Below are 20,740 nucleotides of genomic sequence, written 5' to 3'. Positions count from 1 at the left end.
ACAGAAGGAGCCAGACTCGGACCGTTTCAGTATGAACATATGAGTCCGAAATCGCTATCTCCGCGCGTAGACCGTTGGTATACAAGGGGCCGCACGGGTCTGGCGAAGCCGGAGTGGACAGCCTCGTAAGCTGTGTCCATGGCGAAGTGGACCCCCAAGCACGAGGCGCCGGAGCCCCTGGAGGGCCCCGTCGTCGCCACCATCACGGGCGGCACGATCCTCTGGTTCGTCCTCTTCCTGGTGCAGCTGCCGTTCTACGGCTGGTTCCACGACCACGGGCACGTGTGGTGGCTGTGGACCTGCCTGGCCGGCGCGGGCCTCGGCCTGATCGGCATCTGGTACGTCCGCGGGCGCGACGCCGCCCTCAAGAAGGCCGCCGCCGAAGCGGAGCGGTCCTCGTCCCCCACGGCGGAGTAACCGCCCTCCGCTGCTGCGGAGCGACCAGCTCCCCCTACAACCACGGCATCACTCACCGCCGCCCCGGTCCTCCCCTGGTCGGATCTTTGGGGCACTCGGCGGGTGAAGCCGCATTTCCGCACGTACCGTCGAATGCATGACGCACATCGACGCGGGCGCCGAACTCGATCCTGTGCACCCCGTACCCCTGCCCGCCCCCAAACGGGCCCCGGGGCTGTCCGCCGCCGAAGTGGCCGAACGGGTCGCCCGCGGCGAGGTCAACGACGTCCCCGTGCGCAGCAGCCGCTCCATGGGCGAGATCGTCCGCGCCAACGTCTTCACCCGGTTCAACGCGATCATCGGTGTGCTCTGGCTGATCATGCTGTGCGTGGCGCCGTTCCAGGACAGCCTGTTCGGGTACGTGATCATCGCGAACACCGGGATCGGCATCATCCAGGAGTGGCGGGCCAAGAAGACCCTGGACTCGCTCGCGGTGATCGGCGAGGCGAAGCCGACGGTCCGCAGGGACGGGGTCGCCGGCGAGGTCAGTACGTCGGAGATCGTGCTGGGCGACGTGATCGAGATCGGGCCCGGGGACAAGATCGTCGTGGACGGCTCGTGCGTCGAGGCCGACGGTCTGGAGATCGACGAGTCGCTGCTCACCGGTGAGGCGGACCCGGTGGTCAAGCACCCCGGCGACGAGGTGATGTCGGGCAGCTTCGTGGTCGCGGGCGGCGGCGCGTTCACCGCGACGAAGGTGGGCCGGGAGGCGTACGCGGCGCAGCTCGCCGAGGAGGCGTCCCGGTTCACCCTGGTCCACTCCGAGCTGCGCAGCGGTATCTCCACGATCCTCAAGTACGTGACGTGGATGATGATCCCGACCGCGATCGGTCTGGTCATCAGCCAGCTCGTGGTCAAGCAGCACGGTTTCAAGGACTCCATCGCCCGTACGGTCGGCGGGATCGTCCCGATGGTCCCCGAGGGCCTGGTCCTGCTCACCTCCGTGGCCTTCGCGATCGGCGTCATCCGGCTTGGCCGGAAACAGTGCCTCGTGCAGGAACTCCCCGCCATCGAGGGCCTCGCCCGCATCGACACCGTCTGCCTCGACAAGACCGGCACCCTCACCGAGGGCGGCATGGACGTCACCGAGCTGCGGCTGCTCCAGGGCGCCGACGAGACGTACATACGCAAGGCCCTCGGGGCACTCGGCGAGTCCGATCCGCGGCCGAACGCCTCCCTCCAGGCGATCATCAACTCCTACCCGGACAGCGAGGACTGGCGCTGCACCGAGTCGCTGCCGTTCTCCTCGGCCCGCAAGTACAGCGGGGCCTCCTTCAGCGAGGGCAACGGAGAGTCGAGTACGTGGCTGCTGGGCGCCCCGGACGTGCTGCTGCCCGACGGGGACCCGGCGCTCGCCGAGACCGAGCGGCTGAACGAGGACGGGCTGCGGGTGCTGCTGCTCACCAAGGCCTCGAAGGACCTCGACGACCCCGAGGTCACGCGGGCCGCGCGGCCCGCCGCCCTGGTGGTCCTGGAACAGCGGCTGCGCCCGGACGCGGCGGACACCCTGCGCTACTTCGCCGAGCAGGACGTCAAGGCGAAGGTCATCTCCGGCGACAACGCGGTCTCGGTGGGCGCGGTGGCCGGGAAGCTCGGCCTGAGCGGTGCGGTCGTGGACGCGCGCCACCTTCCCGACGAGAAGGAGGAGATGGCGAAGTCGCTGGACAAGGGCACGGTGTTCGGGCGGGTCACCCCGCAGCAGAAGCGGGACATGGTGGGTGCGCTGCAGTCGCGCGGCCACACGGTCGCGATGACGGGCGACGGCGTGAACGACGTGCTCGCCCTGAAGGACGCCGACATCGGCGTGTCCATGGGCTCGGGCTCGGAGGCGACCCGGGCGGTGGCCCAGATCGTGCTGCTCAACAACAGCTTCTCGACACTGCCCTCGGTGGTCGCGGAGGGCCGACGGGTCATCGGCAACATCACCCGCGTCGCGACCCTCTTCCTCGTGAAGACGGTCTACTCGGTGCTGCTGGCCATCCTGGTGGTGTGCTGGCGGGTCGAGTACCCCTTCCTGCCCCGGCACCTGACCCTGCTGTCCACCCTGACGATCGGCATCCCGGCGTTCTTCCTCGCGCTCGCCCCCAACACGGAGCGGGCGAGACCGCACTTCGTGCGGCGGGTCATGCGGTACTCGATCCCCGGGGGCGTGGTCGCGGCGGTCGCCACCTTCGTCACGTACCTGGTGGCCCGTCATCACTACTCCGGTCCCGGTGAGCTGGACGCGGAGACCAGCGCCGCCACGCTGACGCTGTTCCTGATCTCGATGTGGGTGCTGGCGATCATCGCCCGCCCGTACACCTGGTGGCGCATCGCCCTGGTGGCCTCGATGGGCCTGGCGTTCCTCGTCGTACTGATCGTGCCGTGGCTCCAGCACTTCTTCGCGCTGAAGCTGGTGGGCGTCCAGATGCCGTGGATCGCGGTGGGCATCTCGGTGGTGGCGGCGGCCACCCTGGAGTTCCTGTGGAGATGGTTGACATCCTCCCCCTCTTAAAAGAGGGGGATTCCAACCCGGGTGGGTTGAGGTTCACGGGCGCTCGAGCGGCCGGTGGCCGCTGTCACCCCTCCGACACCGGCTGATCGCCGGGGGCGGGGAAACCCGCCCTGTCCTGCCGCGACGTTGGATGCTGCGTTGGTGTCCGCGTTGCAGGTGAAGCCGCAGGAGGAACAGACGAACTCGGCTTGGCTCTTGCGCGAGTTCTTGTCGATCCATCCGCAGACGCTGCACCGCAGAGAGGTGTACGGGGCGGGGACGTCCTCGACCCGGCCCGGTGCCTTGTGCCCGGTGCGCTGCCGCAGCAGGCCCCAGCCCTGGGCGAGGATGCCCCGGTTCAGCCCGGCCTTCTGCCTGACCTTCTTGCCGGGCTGTTCGACCGTCCCCTTCGCGGAGCGGGTCATGTTCCTGATGTCCAGCTTCTCGAACCGCACCAGATCATAAGTGCGGGCGAGCAGGGTGCTGGTCTTCTCGCACCAGTCCTTGCGGCGGTTCACCTCGCGGGCCTTAAGCTTCGCGGCCTTCGCATACCCGGCCGTTTTGCGCTCGCTGCCCTTGGGTGCGCGGGCGGCACGCCGCTGGTGTTTGCGGATCTGTGCCCGTTCCCGGACGGTGAGCCGCGGGCAGTTCAGTTTCCGCCCGTCGGAGAGAGCCGCGGTGACGGTCACGCCGCGGTCGATGCCGATGACCTCGCCCGTACCGGGTGCGGGGACCGGCTCGGGGACGACGGCGAACGCGGCGTGCCACTGCCCGTTCTTCAGCGTGACGCGGAACGTCTTCGCGTCGGGCAGCCTCGCGCCCGTACCCCTGGCACTGAGGCGGAAACGGACCCAGCCGCAGCCGGGCACCTTCACCTGAGCCCACCGCCGGTTCAGCTTCCGCACCACGACCGACCGGCCCATGACCTGCCTGCCGGTCTTCGCGTTCAGCTTCGCCGAGCCGTCCTCGTGATACTCGGGCACACGGTCGGTGCCGATGACACGGAAGCCCTCATGCACGAACTTCTTGCGGCACGTCGGCTCACCGAACCCGGACGTGAAGCGGGCGGCCTTGGCCTTCGCGAAGTCCTGGAGGGCCTGCTGCTGCACATCGGCGTTCCCGGCGGCCAGCCACTCGTTCTCCCGCCGGGCCTCGGTGAGCTGACGGCACTGCTCCGCGAAACCGGGCGCGGACCTCCGGCCCGGCTTCCAGTGCGCGTGCTGCTCGACAGCGAGGTTCCACACATACCTCGCGTGCGCACAGTGCAGCAGCATCTGCCGCTCCTGCCCACCCGTCGGGTACATCCGAAAACGTGCCATGCCGTGAACCTAGACCGCACGTTCCCCGGCCGCGCACCTCATCGATCACCATCACCCGTGCGAGTGACCACACCTGGCCGACCACCGGCCCCAGGACCCTCGACTTCCCGTCGCCGCACGCGTCCGCGGCCCCTCGACATCCCGGACGGCGACGCCGGACCGCCCTAACGGCGATCCGGCCACCCCTGCCCCGCTCCGCGGGAGCGGGCATTCACCCCGGCCCTCAAGGACCGGGCAACCTGCCCGAAAGCAAGGTGGAGTCTCTTGACTCGGGCGGTCAGATCCGTGACGGGAGCGAATGGTTGTACGAGTGAGGAAAAACTTGTGCGCACCTGGCCGAGATCACAGCCCGCGGCGCAGCCGGGTGCTCCCAGCTGCGCCGCGGGACGGTGATGGACCGTCCTACTGCACGTCGACGTAGTCACCCGTGGCGTTGACCGCCGGGGTGGTCGAGGTGCCCGCGAAGGAGTAACGGAAGGTGCCGTCGACGGACGCCGTGACCGTCGTCTTCAGCGCACCGGTGGAGGACGTCTTGATCGTCTTGACCGTGGTGTAGGCGGTCGCGCCCTTCTTCTTGAACTGCAGCTTCACCGACTGAGTGCCGTAACCGGCGTACTTCCCGGTCTCCCAGTTGGCGCGCGTCAGGGCACCGGTGACCGTGATGGTCTTGCCCTTCTTCACCGGCTCCGGGGCCGCGTTGACCGTCAGCTTGGAGTAGCGCTGCACGTTCGGGGAGGTGAAGCCGCCCTTGTCGGCGACTCCGACCTTGGTGATGTCGAAGCTGGAGCTGCTCGGGTCCTGGCCGTTGAGCGCGATGGCCAGGCCGGCGGCCTTCCAGGCACCGGCGTCCGAGTTGATGAGGTCGCCCTCGGCCGGGTAGATGTCGATGTTGCCCTTGCAGGAAGCGGCGGTCGACGAGGTGACGGTGCACTTCGCGGCGTCGACGCCGAAGAGCACGTTGTCCGGGTCGCTGAAGGCGCCCTTGTAGATGTAGGGGCCGGTCTGGAAGTCGGCGGCCGTGATGTCGACGTCGGCGCCGTGGGTCAAGGTGTAGGTGACCGGAACGGCGACGTGGTTGGTGGTACCGACTGCGATGGCCTTGCCGCTGTTCACCTTGAGGTTGGAGAAGGTGACGTCGAGGGCGTAGGGCTCGTCGTCAGCGGCGGTGGCACTGAACGCGGTCCTGCCCGACGCAGAGTGCGCGGCTTCCAGGACCTTGGCGACGTCCGCGCGGTAAGAGGAGGCGGAGTCGGCGGCGTGCGCGGCCGGCACGACGAACGCGGAGAGGGCCAGGGCGCCGGAAACGGCAGCCACAGTGGCTCGAATGCGCATGCGATCCCCAAGTGGAGAAAGGGGCCCCGCCGGTGGTCGTTCCTCACGGCTCGTCGTCACTCGGGGCCCAAGTGATGTGGAGTCTCTTGACTCGGATGATCAGATCCGCGACAGGAACGAATGGTTGTACGAGTGATGAAAAATTTGTGCCCACATGGCCAAAGACCACGTCCCGCGGCGCGCCAGGTCCTCCCAGCTGCGCCGCGGGACGGTGATGGACCGTCTTACTGCACGTCGACGTAGTCACCCGTGGCGTTGACCGCCGGGGTGGTCGAGGTGCCCGCGAAGGAGTAGCGGAAGGTGCCGTCGACGGACGCCGTGACCGTCGTCTTCAGCGCACCGGTGGTGGACGTCTTGATCGTCTTGACCGTGGTGTAGGCGCTGGCGCCCTTCTTCTTGAACTGCAGCTTCACCGACTGAGTGCCGTAACCGGCGTACTTCCCGGTCTCCCAGTTCGCGCGCGTCAGGGCACCGGTGACCGTGATGGTCTTGCCCTTCTTCACCGGCTCCGGGGCCGCGTTGACCGTCAGCTTGGACAGACGCTGGATCCTGAAGCCCTTGACGTTGTCCTTCTGGACGTAGTTGCCGTCGGTGCCCTGGGCGATCGCCCAGACCTTCCAGCCGCCGGCCAGGCTGTTGATGAGGTCCACGTCCGCCTTGACCGTGAAGCTCGCCTTGCAGGTCGAGGTGGTCGCGTTGACCTTGGTGCAGGCGGCGCGGCCGTCGGACGAGTCGGCCACGGCGCCGCCGTCGAGGTGATCGAAGTCCGGGCCGTGCCACAGGATCGCCTGCGCCCACTTGATGCCCGAGTTGTCCTTGGCGGTGAAGGAGACCGTGAACGTCTTCTTCGTGGTGGTGCCGAGGACGACGTCCTTGCCACCGTTCACGACGACGTTCGAGATCGCGGTGTCCCCGTGCGTCTCGTCGGTCGGAGTCTTCACCGAGTCGGCCACGACGGACCGGGCCACCGAGGCGGCACCGGGACCCTCGGCTGCCTGCGCGGCCGGCACGGCGAGGGCGGTCAGGGCCAGGGCACCCGTCACAACGGCGACGGAGGCACGAATGCGCATGTATTTCCCCACGTTGGCAAGGGGCGCGCGGCACGGTACGGCGGCCGCTGCGCCCGATCTGGATCTGCGGAGTTCGCTAACTCCGCAGATCCAGACCTGCGGCAGAAGTGAAGGGTTGTACGACTGTGTGGATTATTTTCGACAACCAGTTTGAGCAAACAGACGTGCGGCTCAGTCGAACCAGCGGTCCCGGGCCAGTTCCTCCGTGCGGGTCGGATCCTCCAGCAGCGCCGCGACCTCGAAACGGCGCGGCCACTGTCCGGCCGCCCAGGCGAGGCCCGCCGCCACGCCCTCCAGGGTGGCGGCGTGCAGCACCCCGTCCCGTGTGCGGCGCCAGTCCAATTCGGTGCCGTCGACGACGAGTTCCTCGTGTTCGACGTACGAGGTGGGGGTCGAGGGGCCCAGCAGGACGCGTACGGACTCCGGTACGTCGTGCTCGGTGCCCTCCGAGGTCACCTCGCCGGTCACCGACTCGCTGAGCCGCCGCACCTGGAACAGCTCGGCGAGATCGGCGGCGCGCGCGGGCCGTACGGGGAGCAGCGGCATGCCCGCGGTGAAGGGCAGCAGGTCGGGCGAGTCGACGACCACGGCGTCGGCGGCGTCCACGACGGTCACCTCGCCGTCGACTACGGCACGCAACTCGTCCGGCAGGGTCACCTGTTCGGGTTCGAGGTCGGCCAAGGCCCCGTAGAGGGCGTGAAGTTGGGCTCCGGAGATCTGGCGGTCGGGGTCGGCGAGCCGGTCGAGGAGTTCGGCCGCGCCGCCGGGTTCGTCGAGGAGGGCGGCCACGGACGTGCGGACGCCCAGAGCGCGCAGGACCTGCTCGTCGTCGAAACCGGTGGCGTCGGCGGCGTCGTACAGGCCGTGCAGGAGGGGGTCGCTGCCCGCCGCCCGCAGACCGGCCGGGCGGCGGCCGTCGAGGACGGGATGGCCACGCAGCCACCAGGCCGTGTACGGCCGGACGATCTCGTGGGTGCCGTCCGGGAGGAGGATGCGCACCGGCTGGGTGAGCGCGTCCCGCAGGGGCGGCTGGGAGAGCAGGGCGAGTGCCTGCGGCCAGCGGTCGTCGTCGACCAGGTCCAGGTCCCGTACGGCGACGATCTCCGTGACGACCGGCGGCACCGGCGTGTCGGGCAGCCGGTCGAGGACGTCCTCGCACCACACGTCGACGGCGTCCAGCAGGCCCGCGTCGTCGGGTTCCGCGAAGTCCGAGTCGCGGGGCTCCAGTTCGTCCGGGTCGAGGACGACGTCGGTGGCGCGGACGAGGGTGAAGTTGGCGAGCACACCACAGGCCGCGAGCGGCTGTTCGCCCCAACGGTCGGCCAGCTCGCCGTCCACGAAGGCGAGTTCGTCCTCGCGCATGACCTGCGCGAAGGGGCTGCCGGGCAGCACGAGTTCGCCGGCGGGCGTCGGCTCCCCGTCCTCGTCCGGGAGGGCGAGGGCGCCGAGCCAGGGCTCGTCACCGGGTTCGAGGCCGGCGTCACGGACGAGCGCGAGGACGGTGTCCGCCAGTTCCTCCGCGTCCGGGGCGTCCTCGTCCCACGCCCCGCCCTCGTCGTCGAGCGAGGCGGCGACGGCGGCGCGCACCTGCGGGGTGGTGAGCACGGCGCGAGGCGTGGCCGGGAGGGCGCCCAGCTTCTCCAGGAGGGGGTGGGCGGCGTCCGGGTGGGCGACCTTGAGGCCGAGGCGGGCGAGGGCGTCGGAGGTGGCGGCCCAGGTGTCGTCGGGAGTGGGCCCTTCGGGCAGCGGCAGCAGGATCTGGCGGGGGCCGATGGTCGTACGGCCGTCGGCGAGCGGTACGGGCAGGCCGGAGAGCCGGTCAGGGTCGACGCCGGCGAGGCTGTCGTACAGCCGCCACCACCACCCCGGGTCCTTCTCGAGACCGGCCAGCCGGTCCACGGCCTCGGTGAGCGGGACGCGGGCGACACCCAACGTCCGCAGCTCCACCCGGCGTTCGAGCCCGGCGGGCAGCAGGCTGGGAATCACCTCGGCGAGGACGCGGACGGTGTCGGCCCCGGCGCCCTCGACGACCTCGGCGTCGCGCGGCCGGAGGGCGTCCGGGTTCTCCGCGATCCCCGCGAGCCCGATCCCGGCCCCGCCGTCGCTCTCGCTCTCGGGCCAGTCCGCCGGGGCGTCCTGGTCCTTGGCGGGCGGGGCGGCGGGCGGCAGGAAGGCGGTACGCGGCAGCCGGTCCAGGATCGCCTGGCGCAGCGTGCCGTCCAGCTCACCCTTGCCGAGCGGGCCGGGCACCAGGTCGATGATCCCGGTGTCCACCGGACGCCAGGCGGCGAGCAGTTCGGCATACGCGTCCGCCGCCCGCTCCACCAGGAAGTCGGTGAGCGGGCCGGGCGCGGCATGGCGCCGGGTCGTGTCGAGCGGGAGGGAGGCGATGAGGAGGGCCGGAACGCCGAGGGGTTCGTCGCTGGGTGTGGGCGCGTGCACGACGGGGCTGGTACGGGGCCGGGCGGGCGTGCCGTCCGCGTCCACCGGGACGGCCCAGGTCACGGACCAGTGCGGGCGCAGGCGCTCCTCGACCGGGCGGTCGGCGAGGAGGGCGGGGTCGAGGGGGCCGTGGTGGGAGACGGTGCGGTAGGGGGTGGTGCCGTGGCGGGAGTCCTCGATGGTGACGCCGTGCTCGTCGTCGCGGCGCCGCAGTGTGCGTACGTCCTCACCGCTCTCCCCGACCTCGACGATCACTTCCTCCAGGCCCGGGAGGGCGAGCAGGAGCGCGTCGTCGATGTTCTGCAGGAGACGCTCGGCGAGACCCTCGGCGGCGGGGTCGCGCAGCGGGAGGATGACGACGGTGTCGTACGGGTCCGGGGCGGTGCCCTCGGCCGCGAACGGCAGCCGGAGCAGTGGCACATGACCATCGCGCCGACGGATCTCGTCCCCGAGGCCCGGGCTGTGGCGGGCGGTGTCCGACGCCAGTTCACGGGCCTCGGCGAGGGACCAGCGCACGCCGCCGTGCCGGCCGACCACGGCGGGCTCGTCGGTCACCGCGTGGACGGCCGCGAAACCGACGCCGAAGCGGCCGACCGCGGTGTCGTGCGCGTCCCGCTTCGCGGAGGCGCGGAGGGTGGCGAGCGATTCGACGCCGGCTGCGTCGAGGGGGGCGCCGGTGTTGGCCGCGAGGAGCACGCCGTCGCGGAGGGTGAGGCGGAGACGGCCGGGCACGCCGGCGCGGGCTGCCGCGTCGGCGGCGTTCTGGGCGAGCTCGACGACGAGCCGGTCCCGGTAGCCGCCGAGGACGAGGTCCTCCTCGGCGTTGGCGTCCTCGCGGAACCGGGCCGGGCTGGTGGCCCAGGCGTCCAGCACGCCGCGGCGCAGGCGGGCCGTGCCGAACGGGTCCGCGCCCTCGGGTGCCGGCCGCACGAACTTGCTCACGGTTCACTCTCCCTCTCGCTTCGCGCGACCGCGAGCGCTGGGCTCGGTCGCGGCACGAAGGTACCGCGCTGCGGGGTGGGTTCCGGCCCGGCCCACGGTGCGTCGAGCGGCCGGGGGCCTCTGAACCGGGGCTACGCCCCGGATCCCCGCCTGCAGATCTCCTGTCTGCGGGCCGGTGGGGGCTGGGCGCGCAGTTCCCCGCGCCCCTGAGGGGCGCGGGGGCGAGGGAGATTACGAGTGGCCCAGTTCCGCCGAGGTTTCGTCCGGGGTGATCGAGACCGAACCGGAATCCGGAGAGGGGCGCAGGGGGAAGGGGTCGACCCGGGTCTCGTCGATGACCGGAGGGGCGGGGCGGGGAGGTGTGGGCATGACCGCGGCCTCGGAGTGGCCGCCGCAGCCGTAGGAGAGGGAGACGACACGCCCGTCCGCCGGGGAGAACTCGTTCGCGCAGACACCGAACGCCTGTCCGAGCGAGCCCCCGATGGGGTTCAGGAAGCCGCAGCTGACGCAGGACGCGGGGGCCGCCTGGGCCATCGCCGTCTTGGGGCCGTACGACTCCTCCCAGCGGTCGGCCGCGACATGGAGGCCGTAGCGGGAGAGGACACGGGCCCGGCGCAGGCCGAGTTCCTCCGCGACGGCCGCGATCGAGCCGCGGCGCGGCGCGACCGGCAGGTGCGCGGGGGTGCCGGCGGTGACCTCGGCGTCCTCCGCCTCGGCCAGTTCCGCCATGTCCTGGGAGACCGCGGAGTTCGGCGCCGGCTCGTCCTCGCCGGAGAAACCCGGCTCCAGACGGAGGTCCTCGGCGTCGGTGGGCAGCAGGTCACCCGGCCCCATGTCCCCGGGCCGCAGCCGCTCGCTCCACGGCACCCACTCGGGCGCGAGCAGGGCCTCGGACCCGGGCAGCAGCACCGTCTCGTCGAGGGTGACGAGCTTCGCGCGGGAGGCACGGGCGACGGTCACGGCCCAGCGCCAGCCGCGGTACCCGAACTCTTTGCACTCGAAGTAGTGCGTGACAACGCGGTCCCCCTCGGAGACCAGTCCCACATGCTCGCCGACGACGCCGGGGGCGGCGGCCTCCTCGGCGGCGGCGCGCGCGAGGTCGACGGCCTCGGCGCACAGGCGGTCGGGGGTGCGGCTTCGCGTTGTCGCTGCGCTCACAGGTATCGCTTCTCTCCTACGCCGTCTCACGGGTGCGCCATTCCTCGGCGGGAGTGCGGACGGAGCGGACCGGTGGGCCGCGTCGACGTCCGCGCCCGATCGCACTCGGGCGCACCTACGTCATCCATTCTGCGGGATGACCGAGAGGCGCGCGGCCGAGAACAACCGCCGCAGGCGCGCTACGCACGCTACCTTCTCCTGAGCCCTGGGCCCACACCGGCGGGGCGCTTCCGCACTCCGCGCCGGGTTTCCGGGCCGCCACGATGCGGTGTTTTCCCACCCCACGCCCCCTCTCGTACGGATCGAAAAGAACCTCGCACAACCGTCGCGGTCGGCCGGAAATCGCTCCCCGCCCCCGACCCGGTCCGGTTCTCGACCCCGACACGCGACCCGCGTCGGGCCCGTCACCAGCCCACTCGGCCGCTATACGCGTGGTAACCGCACTACGTACGCACTTCTCGGGGCACTATTGCGGAGTGGCAGCCGCGAGGTCGCCCCAGGGAACCGCCGGGATCGGCGCTGCCAAGGGGGGCACCAGAAACAGCGGATCGGGCCGGATGACCGGTTCCGTCCGCGCGATGGGCCGCGCCCTGCACTTCCCGGTGACCGGAACGGCGCGCGGGATCCGCAAGGTGACGCACGCCCACGGGGCGGGCGAATCCGGGCTCGGGAAACTGATCGAACTGCACGCGGTGAACGGCGCCGGCGATGTCATGATCACCGTCGCGCTCGCCTCGACGGTCTTCTTCTCGGTACCCACCGACGAGGCACGCGGACGTGTCGCTCTCTACCTCGCCATCACCATGGCGCCCTTCACCGTCCTCGCCCCGGTGATCGGCCCGCTGCTGGACCGTCTCCCGCACGGCCGCCGGGCCGCGATGGCGGGCGCGATGTTCGCCCGGGCCATGCTCGCGCTGCTGCTGTCGGGCGCGGTCGTGACCGGCAGCCTGGAGCTGTATCCCGCCGCGCTGGGGGTGCTGGTCGCGTCCAGGTCGTACGGGGTCGTGCGAAGTGCCGTGGTGCCACGGCTGCTGCCACCCCGGTTCTCCCTGGTGAAGGCGAACTCCCGGGTCACCCTGGGCGGACTCCTGGCCACCGGTGTCGCCGCGCCGATCGGGGCGGGGTTGCAGGCCCTCGGCCCGCGCTATCCGCTCTACGGCGCCTTCGTCATCTTCATCGCGGGAACATTCCTGTCGTTCACGCTGCCGCCCAAGGTCGACTCGGCCAAGGGCGAGGACCGGGCGCTGCTGGCCGCCGACGAGGAGCACCTGCACGGACCGCACCTCATCAAGGACAAGCTGCAGCGGCCGGGGCTGCGTACCGTCGGTACGGCCGTCACCCACGCTCTCGGCGCCAACGCCGCCCTGCGCTGTCTCTCCGGCTTCCTGATCTTCTTCCTCGCCTTCCTGCTCCGCGAGCACCCGCTCACCGGCGAGAGCGCGGCCGTCTCGCTGGGGATCGTGGGCGTCTCGGCGGGCGCGGGCAACGCGCTCGGCACGGCGGTCGGGGCCTGGCTGAAATCGCGTGCCCCGGAGATCATCATCGTGACGGTCGTCGCGTGTGTGCTGGGGGCCGCGATCACCGCCGCCCTCTTCTTCGGCGCCGTCCTGGTGGCCTGTCTGACGGCGGTCGCGGGGTTCTCGCAGGCGCTCGCCAAGCTCTCCCTGGACGCGCTGATCCAGCGGGACGTGCCGGAACTCGTCCGTACGTCGGCGTTCGCGCGCTCGGAGACGCTGTTGCAGGTGGCCTGGGTGTTCGGCGGCGCGATCGGCATCGTGCTGCCTCTCAACGGCACGCTCGGCCTGTCCGTGGCCGCCGCGATCGTCGCCGTCGGATGGCTGACGACCGTGCGGGGTCTGCTCGGCGCGGCGCGGCACGGGGGGCCGACGCGGCCACGCGTGGCCTGACGGCGGCACGCCGTACCCCACGTGGGGAGAGCGGTGGACGTGCCCGATAGCCTTCGGCCATGACCTCCCTGCCCCGCGGCAGAGCCGCCAATGGACATCGCCGTCGCGCCGTTGCCGCTCTCGGCGCCGTTTCCGCCGGACTTCTCGTCCTGTCCGCCTGTGACAAGCCGACGCCGCTGGCCACCATCACGGTCGGCAAGAACTCCGTGAGCTCCGAGACCGACTGCTACAACGACGGCAAGGAGGTGAAGACCGCGGACCTGGCCAAGTGCCTCAAGGGCACGGACATCAAGTCCATCAAGGTCGACCCCGACGAGACCGTCCGGTTCGGCGTGGACCCGAAGATCGCCGACAACGGCTGGACGATCCTGATGAACGGTCAGCCGCTCACCGACTCCAGCAAGAAGACGTACCGCACGATCCCGGGCAGCGTGTTCTTCAACGCGCAGTACGGCGCGAGCGGCAACTCCACGCTCGTCTCCATCAAGGAGGGCGACAAGACGGTGACCGGGCTGTGGTCCTTCAAGCTCAAGAAGGACGTCTGATCGCTGCCGCTGGGCTGAAGGTGCTGGTGGCCACCGCGGTTCCTGTCGAGAGGGACGCGGTGGCCGGGGCGTTCGCTGCCACCGGCCGTTCGCTGCGGCTGCCCGGCGCGGCCCTGGAGCGGCTGTCCCCGGCCCTCAGCGGCGGCACCGCCGCCCGCGTGACCCTCGATCTGCTGGCCGCCGGGGTGGGGCCCGCTCCGGCAGCCTCGTCCACCGCGGGCGCGCTCACCGCGGCCGCCCTGGACGGCGCCCCCTACGACCTCGTCGTCTCCACCGGGATCGGGGGCGGTTTTCAGCCTCAGGCCCCGGTGGGATCCCTCGTCGTCGCCGACGAGATCACCGTGGCGGATCTGGGTGCCGAGACCGCGGACGGGTTCCTGCCGGTCACCGAGCTCGGCTTCGGGACCGTCAGCCACCGTCCGCCGCGATCACTCGTACGAGAGGTCGTGTCGGCCACGGGTGGACGTGCCGGAACCGTACTGACCGTGTCCACCGTGACCGGCAGCGCCGAGCGCGCCGCCGAGCTGCGCGCCCGCCACCCCCGCGCCCTCGCCGAGGCCATGGAGGGCTTCGGCGTGGCCGAGGCGGCCGCCGCGCACGGTGTGCCCGTACTGGAGATGCGCGCGGTCTCCAACCCCGTCGGCCCGCGCGACCGCGCCGCCTGGCGCATCGGCGAGGCTCTCGCGGCCCTCACCGAGGCGTTCGGGAAGCTCGCGCCCGTCCTGGAGAGTTGGAACCCACATGACCCAGACCACCAGCCCTGAGAAGACGCTGCAGATCGCGTACTCGCCCTGCCCGAACGACACCTTCGTCTTCGACGCCTGGGCCCACGGCCGTGTCCCGGGCGCACCCGCGCTCGACGTGACCTTCGCGGACATCGACATCACCAACGGCATGGCCGAGCGCGGCGAGTTCGACGTGCTGAAGGTGTCGTACGCCGTGCTGCCGTACGTCCTGGACGAGTACGCGCTGCTGCCGTGCGGGGGCGCGCTGGGCCGGGGCTGCGGGCCCCTGGTCCTCACCCGTGAACCGGACGCGGACCTGACCGGGCGCACGGTCGCCGTTCCGAGCGAGCGGTCGACCGCCTACCTGCTCTTCCGTCTGTGGGCCGCGGACACGGTTCCCGGCGGGGTCGGCGAGATCGTCGTCATGCCCTTCCACGAGATCATGCCGGCGGTGCGGGACGGGAAGGTCGACGCCGGACTCGTCATCCACGAGGCCCGTTTCACGTATCAGAACTACGGGCTGCACAAGCTCGCCGACATGGGCGAGCACTGGGAGCGCACGACCGGACTGCCCATTCCGCTCGGCGCGATCATCGCCAAGCGCTCGCTGGGCGAGGAGCGTCTGAAGACTCTCGCCGACGCCGCCCGCGCCTCGGTCCGCGCCGCCTGGGACGACCCGGAGGCCTCCCGCCCCTACGTCCTCGAACACGCCCAGGAGATGGACCCGGCCGTCGCCGACCAGCACATCGGCCTGTACGTCAACGAGTTCACCGCCGACCTCGGAGACGACGGCTACGCGGCGATCCGGGGCCTGCTCACCCGCGCCGCCGCCGAAGGACTGGTCCCCGCGCTCGGACCCGACGCCCTGTCATTCCCCTGACCCCGGCCGACGGGCGCATGCCGTTGACGAATCCGCCGCGGGGACACCCTGCTCGGAAACCGAGGACACTAAGGGCCCAAGTGTCCTCGGTTCGGCTCCTGCATGGGGCTATACGTCGAGTTGGTCGGCGACCGCTCGCAGGAGGCCCGCGATCTTCTTGCCGGAGGCCTTCTCGGGGTAGCGGCCCTTCTCCAGCATCGGCGTGATGTTCTCGAGAAGGGTCGTCAGATCCTGCACGATGGAGGCCAGTTCGTCCGGCTTACGGCGCTGGGCGGCCGCGACGGAGGGCGTCGGGTCCAGGATGCTCACCGAAAGAGCCTGGTCACCGCGCTGGCCGGCGACGACACCGAACTCCACGCGCTGGCCGGGCTTGAGCACATCTACTCCGGCGGGCAGGACCGAGGAATGAACGAAGACGTCGCCGCCGTCGTCGCGGGAGAGAAAGCCGAAGCCCTTCTCGCTGTTGAACCACTTGACCTTGCCGGTAGGCACGTCTGTCCTCGTCCTCGTACTCGTCGGAAACTGCTCTGGAAACTGCTCGGGCGCGCAATCGGGACCGTTGCACGGGCAACGGCCGGAAACTGCCCCGGATAGCACTACAGCGGGTCGTCGGACCCGCCGGTACCAAGGCTAATGGTCCCGGGGCCGGTGACAAGACGTCGCCGGATTGTTCCTTCGCGCTGGGAACTACCCTGGTCCGGTGCGTGACAAAACCCAACCGAATTCCGCCGAACCAGGTGACCGGCTGATCCGTGCCGGTGCCATCGTGTTCTTCATCGGAGCCGTGGCCACACTCGTCACCGTGGCCCCACTACTCCTGCATACGAAGGCTTTTCCGACGTACATGTTCGGCTTGAGCATGCTCATGGGCGTCGGCTTCCTGGTCGCCGCGGCGGGGGTGCTGCGGTCCGTCGCCGCGGGACGCCGTCAGGCCCGCGCGATTCAGGCCCGTACGGCCTCGCGGTAGTCCCCGCGGTAGTCGCTCAGCCACGCCGGGAACTCCGTCAGGTCGGCCAGCACGACGTCCGCGCCCGCCGCGCGCAGCTCCGCCGCGTCGCAGGGGCCGGTGGCGACCGCGACGGAGTACGCGTCCGCGGTGCGCGCGCCACGGACGTCGCCGGTGTGGTCGCCGACGTACACGCTCGCGCCGTGTTCCCGCAGCGCCTGCGCCTTCTGCTCGGCCCACAGGTCGCCGACGACCGCGTCGGCGTCGATGCCCAGGTGATCCAGATGCAGCTTGGCGTTGGGCTCCCACTTCGCGGTGACGACGACCGCGAGGCCGCCCGCGGTCCGCACCGCCGCGACGGCCTCGCGGGCGCCGGGCATCGCGAGCGTGCCGGTGATGGCGTGCACGGGGTACATCGCGCGGTAGAGGTCGGCCATCGCGGGCACCTCGTCCGCCGGGAACCAGTTGATCAGCTCCTCCGCCAGCGGCGGTCCGAGCCGCGTGATGGCCAGGTCGCAGTCGATGTACGTCCCCGTGCGCTCCGAGAGCGCCCGGTAGCAGGCGTGGATGCCTGGGCGGGAGTCGATCAGCGTCATGTCGAGGTCGAAGCCGACGGTCAGGGGGCGGGAAGTCCGGGGCGTCGTCGATGCGATAGGCATATGGACCATTGTGCCCATGTGCCCGGTGGCGGTCCGAGGCCGGTCGGCGGCACCCGTCAGCGGTGCCGGCCGGCCGCGTGGGTCAGCGGCGTCGCTGTGAGCGCCACACCAGGTACAGCGCCGAGGCCACGGCCGCGCCCCGCACCACCCACGGCCAGGTCTGCGCGACCGCCTCGTTCATGTGCCCCTTGACGATCGGATCGCCCCAGCGGCCGTCCGTACGGCCCCACAGCCAGACGACGCCCGCCGTCACGGCCAACCCCGGCATGCCGAGCACGGCCCACTTCGACTCGACGGGGCTCAGTCGGCGGGAGGCCCAGGCGATGAGCCAGCCGAGACCGAGGGCGAACCAGTTGCCGAGGGCGGCGCCGACGACGAGGAGGACGGCGGCGAGCAGGAGGAGGGGGTTGCTCCAGTCGCCCGGGCGGGGAAGCCGGCGACGGGGCGCGACGGCGACGTCAGCCTCTTCGACGGGGGCGGCCTTCTCGGCCTTGGGCGCCTTCTCGGGGCCGTCGTCGTCGACGCCCTCGTCCGCGTCCGCGTGCTTCGGTGGCGGCTTGAGCAGTTCGGGGATCTCCACGCCGCCGACGAATCCCGGCACGCTGTCCCCCAGCCCGAACGGGCTGCTGTCCTTGCGCCACCAGTCCGGATCCGCGGAGCTGTCGCCCAGTTCGTCCATGCTCGCGAGGTGGGGCGGGGAGGGGGCGCCGTCGGCCCCGGTGGGGCGGGGCGTGGGTTTCGGTTCCGCCGGGCGCGGCCTCGGGACGACTCGGCGCAGCCCCTTGGGGCGGTCGTCGCCCTCGCCCGCGCGCTGGGTGGGGACGGCGGCCCAGGCGTCGGTACCGGCCTCGGAGGCGCCCTCGCGGGCGGCGGCGACGATGTCGTCCGGGGTGCCGAGGCGGGTGAGGATGCGGCGGACTGCGGCCGGGCTGTCGACGGGGGCCTTCGCCCTGCGCCGGTCGATCTCGTTGCGCAGCTCCGACACGAGTCGCATGCGGGTGGCCGAGGGCAGCTGACGCTGCTGGGCCAGGTCTCCGACGCGGCTCAGATAGTCGAATACGAGCTGGTCGCTCTCAATCCCCACGAAGTCCCCTCCGGGGCGCGCACGTTGTAAACCCCGCGGCCACGACGGTACCGCGTACACCCCGAGTTCTGGGGCTCCGCCCCCGGCCGGACAACACACCCGGGGTCCGGGGCGTAGCCCCGGGGGTGGGACGGGTAGGGGCGGCGGGGGCGAGAAACCACTACCGTTGAGCGGATGAGCACAGAGGAGCACCCCACGCCGGACCGATCCCCGGACCCCGCAGGGCAGGGCACCGCTCCGCGCTCCCTCGCGGAAGCCCTCCGCGCCCGCGACGACGCCTCCCTGTCGGCCCTCCTGCGCACCCGCCCCGACCTCATCACCCCCGTCCCCACGGACCTCACCCAGCTCGCCACCCGCGCCGGCACCCGCGCCTCGGTGGTCCGCGCCCTGGAGCGCCTGGACCGGTTCGCGCTCCAGACCGCGGAGGCCCTCGCCGTCGCGTCGGACCCGGCGGCCTGCGACGAACTGCTCGCACTGCTGGCGGGCGACGACAACGACCCGGCGGTCACGGCGGCGTTCCCGCGCGCTCTGGGGACGCTCCGCGAACAGGCCCTCGTATGGGGCCCCGACGACCGTCTGCGCCTCGTACGGACGGCGCGCGAGCTGCTCGCACCGTCCCCCCAGCACCCGTCGCCCACCGGCCTGGGGCCGACCGTCGCCGAGGCCACGGCCGGGATGTCGCCGGGTCGCATCCAGGAGATCGTGGCCGAGGCCGGACTGGCGACCACGCACGACTCCGTCTCCGCCGTCGCCTCGCTCACCGCGCTGTTCACCGACCGGGCGGCGATGTCGGCGCTCCTCGACACCGCCCCGGCCGAGGCGCTGAACGTGCTGTCCCGGCTGGTGTGGGGGCCGCCGTACGGCCAGGTGACCGCCGACCCGGCACGCCACCTGCGCTGGCTGATCGACCGCGGGCTGCTGTTGCCGACGGCGCCCGGCACGGTCGTACTGCCCCGGGAGGTCGCCCTGCATCTGCGGGCGGGCCGCGCGCACCGGGCGACGGAGCCGGTGGCCCCGGCGGTCGAGGTCGCGCGGACACACCGTCCACAGGTTGTGGACAGTGCGGCGGCGGGCCAGGCGTACACGGCGCTCGCCACCGTCGAGGAGCTGCTCAAGGACTGGCACGAGGGCGGGCCCGCCGTACTGCGCGCCGGCGGGCTCAGCGTGCGGGATCTGAAGCGGACGGCGGTGGCGCTCGACGTCGCGGAGCCGGTGGCCGCGTTCTGGGTCGAGCTCGCCTACGCGGCGGGGCTGCTGGCCTCGGACGGAGAGGCCGATGAACGGTACGCGGCCACCCCCGCCTACGACGAGTGGCTGGAGAGACCCGCGGCCGAGCGGTGGGCCACCCTCGCCTCGGCGTGGCTGGCCGCGACCCGTACGGCGGGTCTGATCGGCGGGCGGGACACGAAGGAGCGCACGTTGTCGGCGCTGGGCCCCGGCCTTGACCGCTCGGCGGCCCCCGAGGTCCGCCACCGCGTCCTGGCCCTCCTCGCCACCCTGCCCGAGGGCGCCGCCGCCACCCCGGACTCGGTCCTCGCCCGCCTCCAGTGGGAGCGTCCGCTGCGCGGGGACCGGAGCACGGCCGAGGATCTGCGGGCCCGGCTCGCCCGGTGGACCCTGTCGGAGTCGGAGCAGCTGGGGATCACCGGCCGGGGCGCGCTCTCGGCGCAGGGGCGGGCGCTGCTGGGGCTGCCGGCGGCGAGCGCCCGGGAGAGCGGGACGCCCGCCCCGTCCGGTCCCGGCGACAAACTCCCCGCGCACAAGCACCACCGCCCCGCGGGCGAGGCCCCCCTCTCCGAGACCCCGCCCTCCCCGGCCGAGCAGGCCGCTGCCGCCACGCACGCCGCACGGCTCCTCGCCCCGCTGCTGCCCGAGCCCCTGGACCACGTCCTCCTCCAGGCCGATCTGACCGCCGTCGCCCCCGGCCCGCTGGAGCGCCCCCTCGCCGACACGCTCGGCGTGCTCGCGGACGTCGAGTCGAAGGGCGGGGCGACGGTCTACCGCTTCACCCCGGGGTCGGTACGGCGGGCCCTGGACGCGGGCCGTTCGGCCTCGGACCTGCACGCGTTCCTCACGGCGCACTCCCGCACGCCCGTGCCGCAGCCCCTCGCCTATCTGATCGACGACGTGGCCCGTAAGCACGGCCATCTGCGGATCGGGGCGGCCTCGGCGTACGTCCGCTGCGACGATGACGCGCTGCTGAGCGAGATCCTCGCCGACAAGCGCTCGCAGGGGCTGCGGCTGCGCCGCCTCGCGCCCACCGTGCTCGCCGCCCAGGCCGACCCGGCGGCCCTGCTGGAGGGCCTGCGCTCCATGGGCTTCGCGCCCGCCGCGGAGTCCGCCGAGGGCGATGTGCTGATCACCCGCGCCCACGCCCACCGCACCCCGGCGCGCTCCGCCCCCGTGCCCGTGCCGGACGGCCCGCCGGTGCCCGACGCCACGCTCCTCGGCGCCGCGATCCGCGCCATCCGCGCCGGTGACCTGGCCTCCACGACCCCGCGCAAGGACGCGCAGGCACAGACGCCGGGCAACGGCGAGCTGCCGCGCACCAGTTCCGCCGAGACCCTCGCCACCATGCAGGCCGCCGTCATGACCGGCGAGGCGGTGTGGATCGGGTACGTGAACGCCGAGGGCGCCGCCAGCCAGCGCGTGATCGCCCCGATCCGGGTGGAGGGCGGCTTCGTCACGGCGTACGACCACACCGCGGACGAAGTCCGCACGTATCCGTTGCACCGTGTGACCGGGGTCGCCGAGCTCGCCGACGACCAGCCGTGATCACCGCTCCGTGAGGCACACTGGACG

16 protein-coding genes are annotated in these 20,740 nt (G+C 71.9%); 8 read left to right on the top strand and 8 right to left on the bottom strand.

Features of this window, described 5'->3' with window-relative positions; all coding sequences use genetic code 11:
• Nucleotides 1-138: 138 nt before the first annotated feature.
• Nucleotides 139-417 (top strand): DUF2530 domain-containing protein, encoded by a 279-nt coding sequence (locus tag OG568_RS28620; protein WP_329533613.1) that lies wholly within the window; start codon nucleotides 139-141, stop codon nucleotides 415-417.
• Between the two features lie 136 nt (nucleotides 418-553).
• Nucleotides 554-2,950, top strand: coding sequence for a cation-translocating P-type ATPase (locus OG568_RS28615; protein ID WP_329533612.1), 2,397 nt, complete (start codon nucleotides 554-556; stop codon nucleotides 2,948-2,950).
• On the opposite strand, the gene OG568_RS28610 is transcribed toward OG568_RS28615, so the two are convergent.
• The 5 genes from OG568_RS28610 to OG568_RS28590 form a co-directional block, all read right to left on the bottom strand.
• Entirely contained in the window at nucleotides 2,947-4,248 is a 1,302-nt protein-coding gene (locus OG568_RS28610; RefSeq protein WP_329533611.1) for an RNA-guided endonuclease InsQ/TnpB family protein, read from the bottom strand. The genes OG568_RS28615 and OG568_RS28610 overlap by 4 nt on opposite strands.
• A gap of 402 nt (nucleotides 4,249-4,650) precedes the next feature.
• Nucleotides 4,651-5,580 carry a hypothetical protein gene (locus tag OG568_RS28605; protein ID WP_329533610.1) on the bottom strand — a complete coding sequence of 310 codons (930 nt, stop codon included), beginning with the start codon at nucleotides 5,578-5,580 and terminating at the stop codon, nucleotides 4,651-4,653.
• 224 nt (nucleotides 5,581-5,804) lie between these two features.
• Nucleotides 5,805-6,650 carry a calcium-binding protein gene (locus OG568_RS28600; protein ID WP_329533609.1) on the bottom strand — a complete coding sequence of 282 codons (846 nt, stop codon included), beginning with the start codon at nucleotides 6,648-6,650 and terminating at the stop codon, nucleotides 5,805-5,807.
• A 171-nt stretch (nucleotides 6,651-6,821) separates the two neighbouring features.
• Nucleotides 6,822-10,034: a sacsin N-terminal ATP-binding-like domain-containing protein gene (locus tag OG568_RS28595; protein WP_329533608.1), complete on the bottom strand. Its 3,213-nt coding sequence runs from the start codon at nucleotides 10,032-10,034 to the stop codon at nucleotides 6,822-6,824.
• A 231-nt stretch (nucleotides 10,035-10,265) separates the two neighbouring features.
• The gene (locus OG568_RS28590) at nucleotides 10,266-11,192 is read right to left on the bottom strand and encodes a DUF3027 domain-containing protein (RefSeq protein WP_329533607.1); all 927 of its coding nucleotides are present in this window, start codon (nucleotides 11,190-11,192) and stop codon (nucleotides 10,266-10,268) included.
• A gap of 476 nt (nucleotides 11,193-11,668) precedes the next feature.
• On the opposite strand from OG568_RS28590, the gene OG568_RS28585 reads away from it, so the two are divergent.
• From OG568_RS28585 to OG568_RS28570, 4 genes are read left to right on the top strand one after another with little or no spacing between them, the layout of a single operon-like run.
• On the top strand, nucleotides 11,669-13,099 hold the full coding sequence (locus OG568_RS28585; protein WP_266583360.1) for an MFS transporter: 1,431 nt from the start codon (nucleotides 11,669-11,671) through the stop codon (nucleotides 13,097-13,099).
• Between the two features lie 59 nt (nucleotides 13,100-13,158).
• Nucleotides 13,159-13,644 carry a DUF2771 domain-containing protein gene (locus OG568_RS28580; RefSeq protein WP_075027046.1) on the top strand — a complete coding sequence of 162 codons (486 nt, stop codon included), beginning with the start codon at nucleotides 13,159-13,161 and terminating at the stop codon, nucleotides 13,642-13,644.
• 26 nt (nucleotides 13,645-13,670) lie between these two features.
• Complete coding sequence (locus OG568_RS28575; RefSeq protein WP_329533606.1) at nucleotides 13,671-14,408, top strand: futalosine hydrolase; 738 nt, start codon at nucleotides 13,671-13,673, stop codon at nucleotides 14,406-14,408.
• Nucleotides 14,386-15,249, top strand: a complete 864-nt coding sequence (locus tag OG568_RS28570; RefSeq protein ID WP_329533605.1) for a 1,4-dihydroxy-6-naphthoate synthase — start codon at nucleotides 14,386-14,388, stop codon at nucleotides 15,247-15,249. The genes OG568_RS28575 and OG568_RS28570 overlap by 23 nt, the downstream gene beginning before the upstream one ends.
• A 108-nt stretch (nucleotides 15,250-15,357) precedes the next feature.
• Here OG568_RS28570 and OG568_RS28565 read toward each other — a convergent pair whose 3' ends face one another.
• Nucleotides 15,358-15,741, bottom strand: a complete 384-nt coding sequence (locus OG568_RS28565) for a cold-shock protein (RefSeq protein WP_329533604.1) — start codon at nucleotides 15,739-15,741, stop codon at nucleotides 15,358-15,360.
• Nucleotides 15,742-15,949: 208 nt separating this feature from the next.
• On the opposite strand from OG568_RS28565, the gene OG568_RS28560 reads away from it, so the two are divergent.
• The gene (locus tag OG568_RS28560) at nucleotides 15,950-16,216 is read left to right on the top strand and encodes a hypothetical protein (RefSeq protein ID WP_266433404.1); all 267 of its coding nucleotides are present in this window, start codon (nucleotides 15,950-15,952) and stop codon (nucleotides 16,214-16,216) included.
• On the opposite strand, the gene OG568_RS28555 is transcribed toward OG568_RS28560, so the two are convergent.
• A complete protein-coding gene (locus tag OG568_RS28555) occupies nucleotides 16,192-16,854 on the bottom strand; it encodes an HAD family hydrolase (protein ID WP_329533603.1) in 663 nt (220 codons plus the stop codon). The genes OG568_RS28560 and OG568_RS28555 overlap by 25 nt on opposite strands.
• An 82-nt stretch (nucleotides 16,855-16,936) precedes the next feature.
• Nucleotides 16,937-17,938: a hypothetical protein gene (locus OG568_RS28550; RefSeq protein WP_329533602.1), complete on the bottom strand. Its 1,002-nt coding sequence runs from the start codon at nucleotides 17,936-17,938 to the stop codon at nucleotides 16,937-16,939.
• A gap of 174 nt (nucleotides 17,939-18,112) precedes the next feature.
• On the opposite strand from OG568_RS28550, the gene OG568_RS28545 reads away from it, so the two are divergent.
• Nucleotides 18,113-20,713, top strand: coding sequence for a helicase C-terminal domain-containing protein (locus OG568_RS28545; protein WP_329533601.1), 2,601 nt, complete (start codon nucleotides 18,113-18,115; stop codon nucleotides 20,711-20,713).
• Nucleotides 20,714-20,740: the final 27 nt, after the last annotated feature.

Origin of the sequence: Streptomyces sp. NBC_01450 (assembly GCF_036227505.1) — a bacterium.
Taxonomy (GTDB): domain Bacteria; phylum Actinomycetota; class Actinomycetes; order Streptomycetales; family Streptomycetaceae; genus Streptomyces.
This window is presented reverse-complemented; position numbering and strand designations above follow the sequence as displayed.

What these genes read in the sequence shown, in the direction of transcription:
- OG568_RS28605 (WP_329533610.1), bottom strand. Translation starts at nt 5,580, where the DNA reads ATGCGCATTCGAGCCACTGTGGCTGCCGTTTCCGGCGCCCTGGCCCTC.
- OG568_RS28545 (WP_329533601.1), top strand. Translation starts at nt 18,113, where the DNA reads ATGAGCACAGAGGAGCACCCCACGCCGGACCGATCCCCGGACCCCGCA.
- OG568_RS28570 (WP_329533605.1), top strand. Translation starts at nt 14,386, where the DNA reads ATGACCCAGACCACCAGCCCTGAGAAGACGCTGCAGATCGCGTACTCG.
- OG568_RS28600 (WP_329533609.1), bottom strand. Translation starts at nt 6,650, where the DNA reads ATGCGCATTCGTGCCTCCGTCGCCGTTGTGACGGGTGCCCTGGCCCTG.
- OG568_RS28620 (WP_329533613.1), top strand. Translation starts at nt 139, where the DNA reads ATGGCGAAGTGGACCCCCAAGCACGAGGCGCCGGAGCCCCTGGAGGGC.
- OG568_RS28580 (WP_075027046.1), top strand. Translation starts at nt 13,159, where the DNA reads ATGACCTCCCTGCCCCGCGGCAGAGCCGCCAATGGACATCGCCGTCGC.
- OG568_RS28610 (WP_329533611.1), bottom strand. Translation starts at nt 4,248, where the DNA reads ATGGCACGTTTTCGGATGTACCCGACGGGTGGGCAGGAGCGGCAGATG.
- OG568_RS28555 (WP_329533603.1), bottom strand. Translation starts at nt 16,854, where the DNA reads ATGCCTATCGCATCGACGACGCCCCGGACTTCCCGCCCCCTGACCGTC.
- OG568_RS28615 (WP_329533612.1), top strand. Translation starts at nt 554, where the DNA reads ATGACGCACATCGACGCGGGCGCCGAACTCGATCCTGTGCACCCCGTA.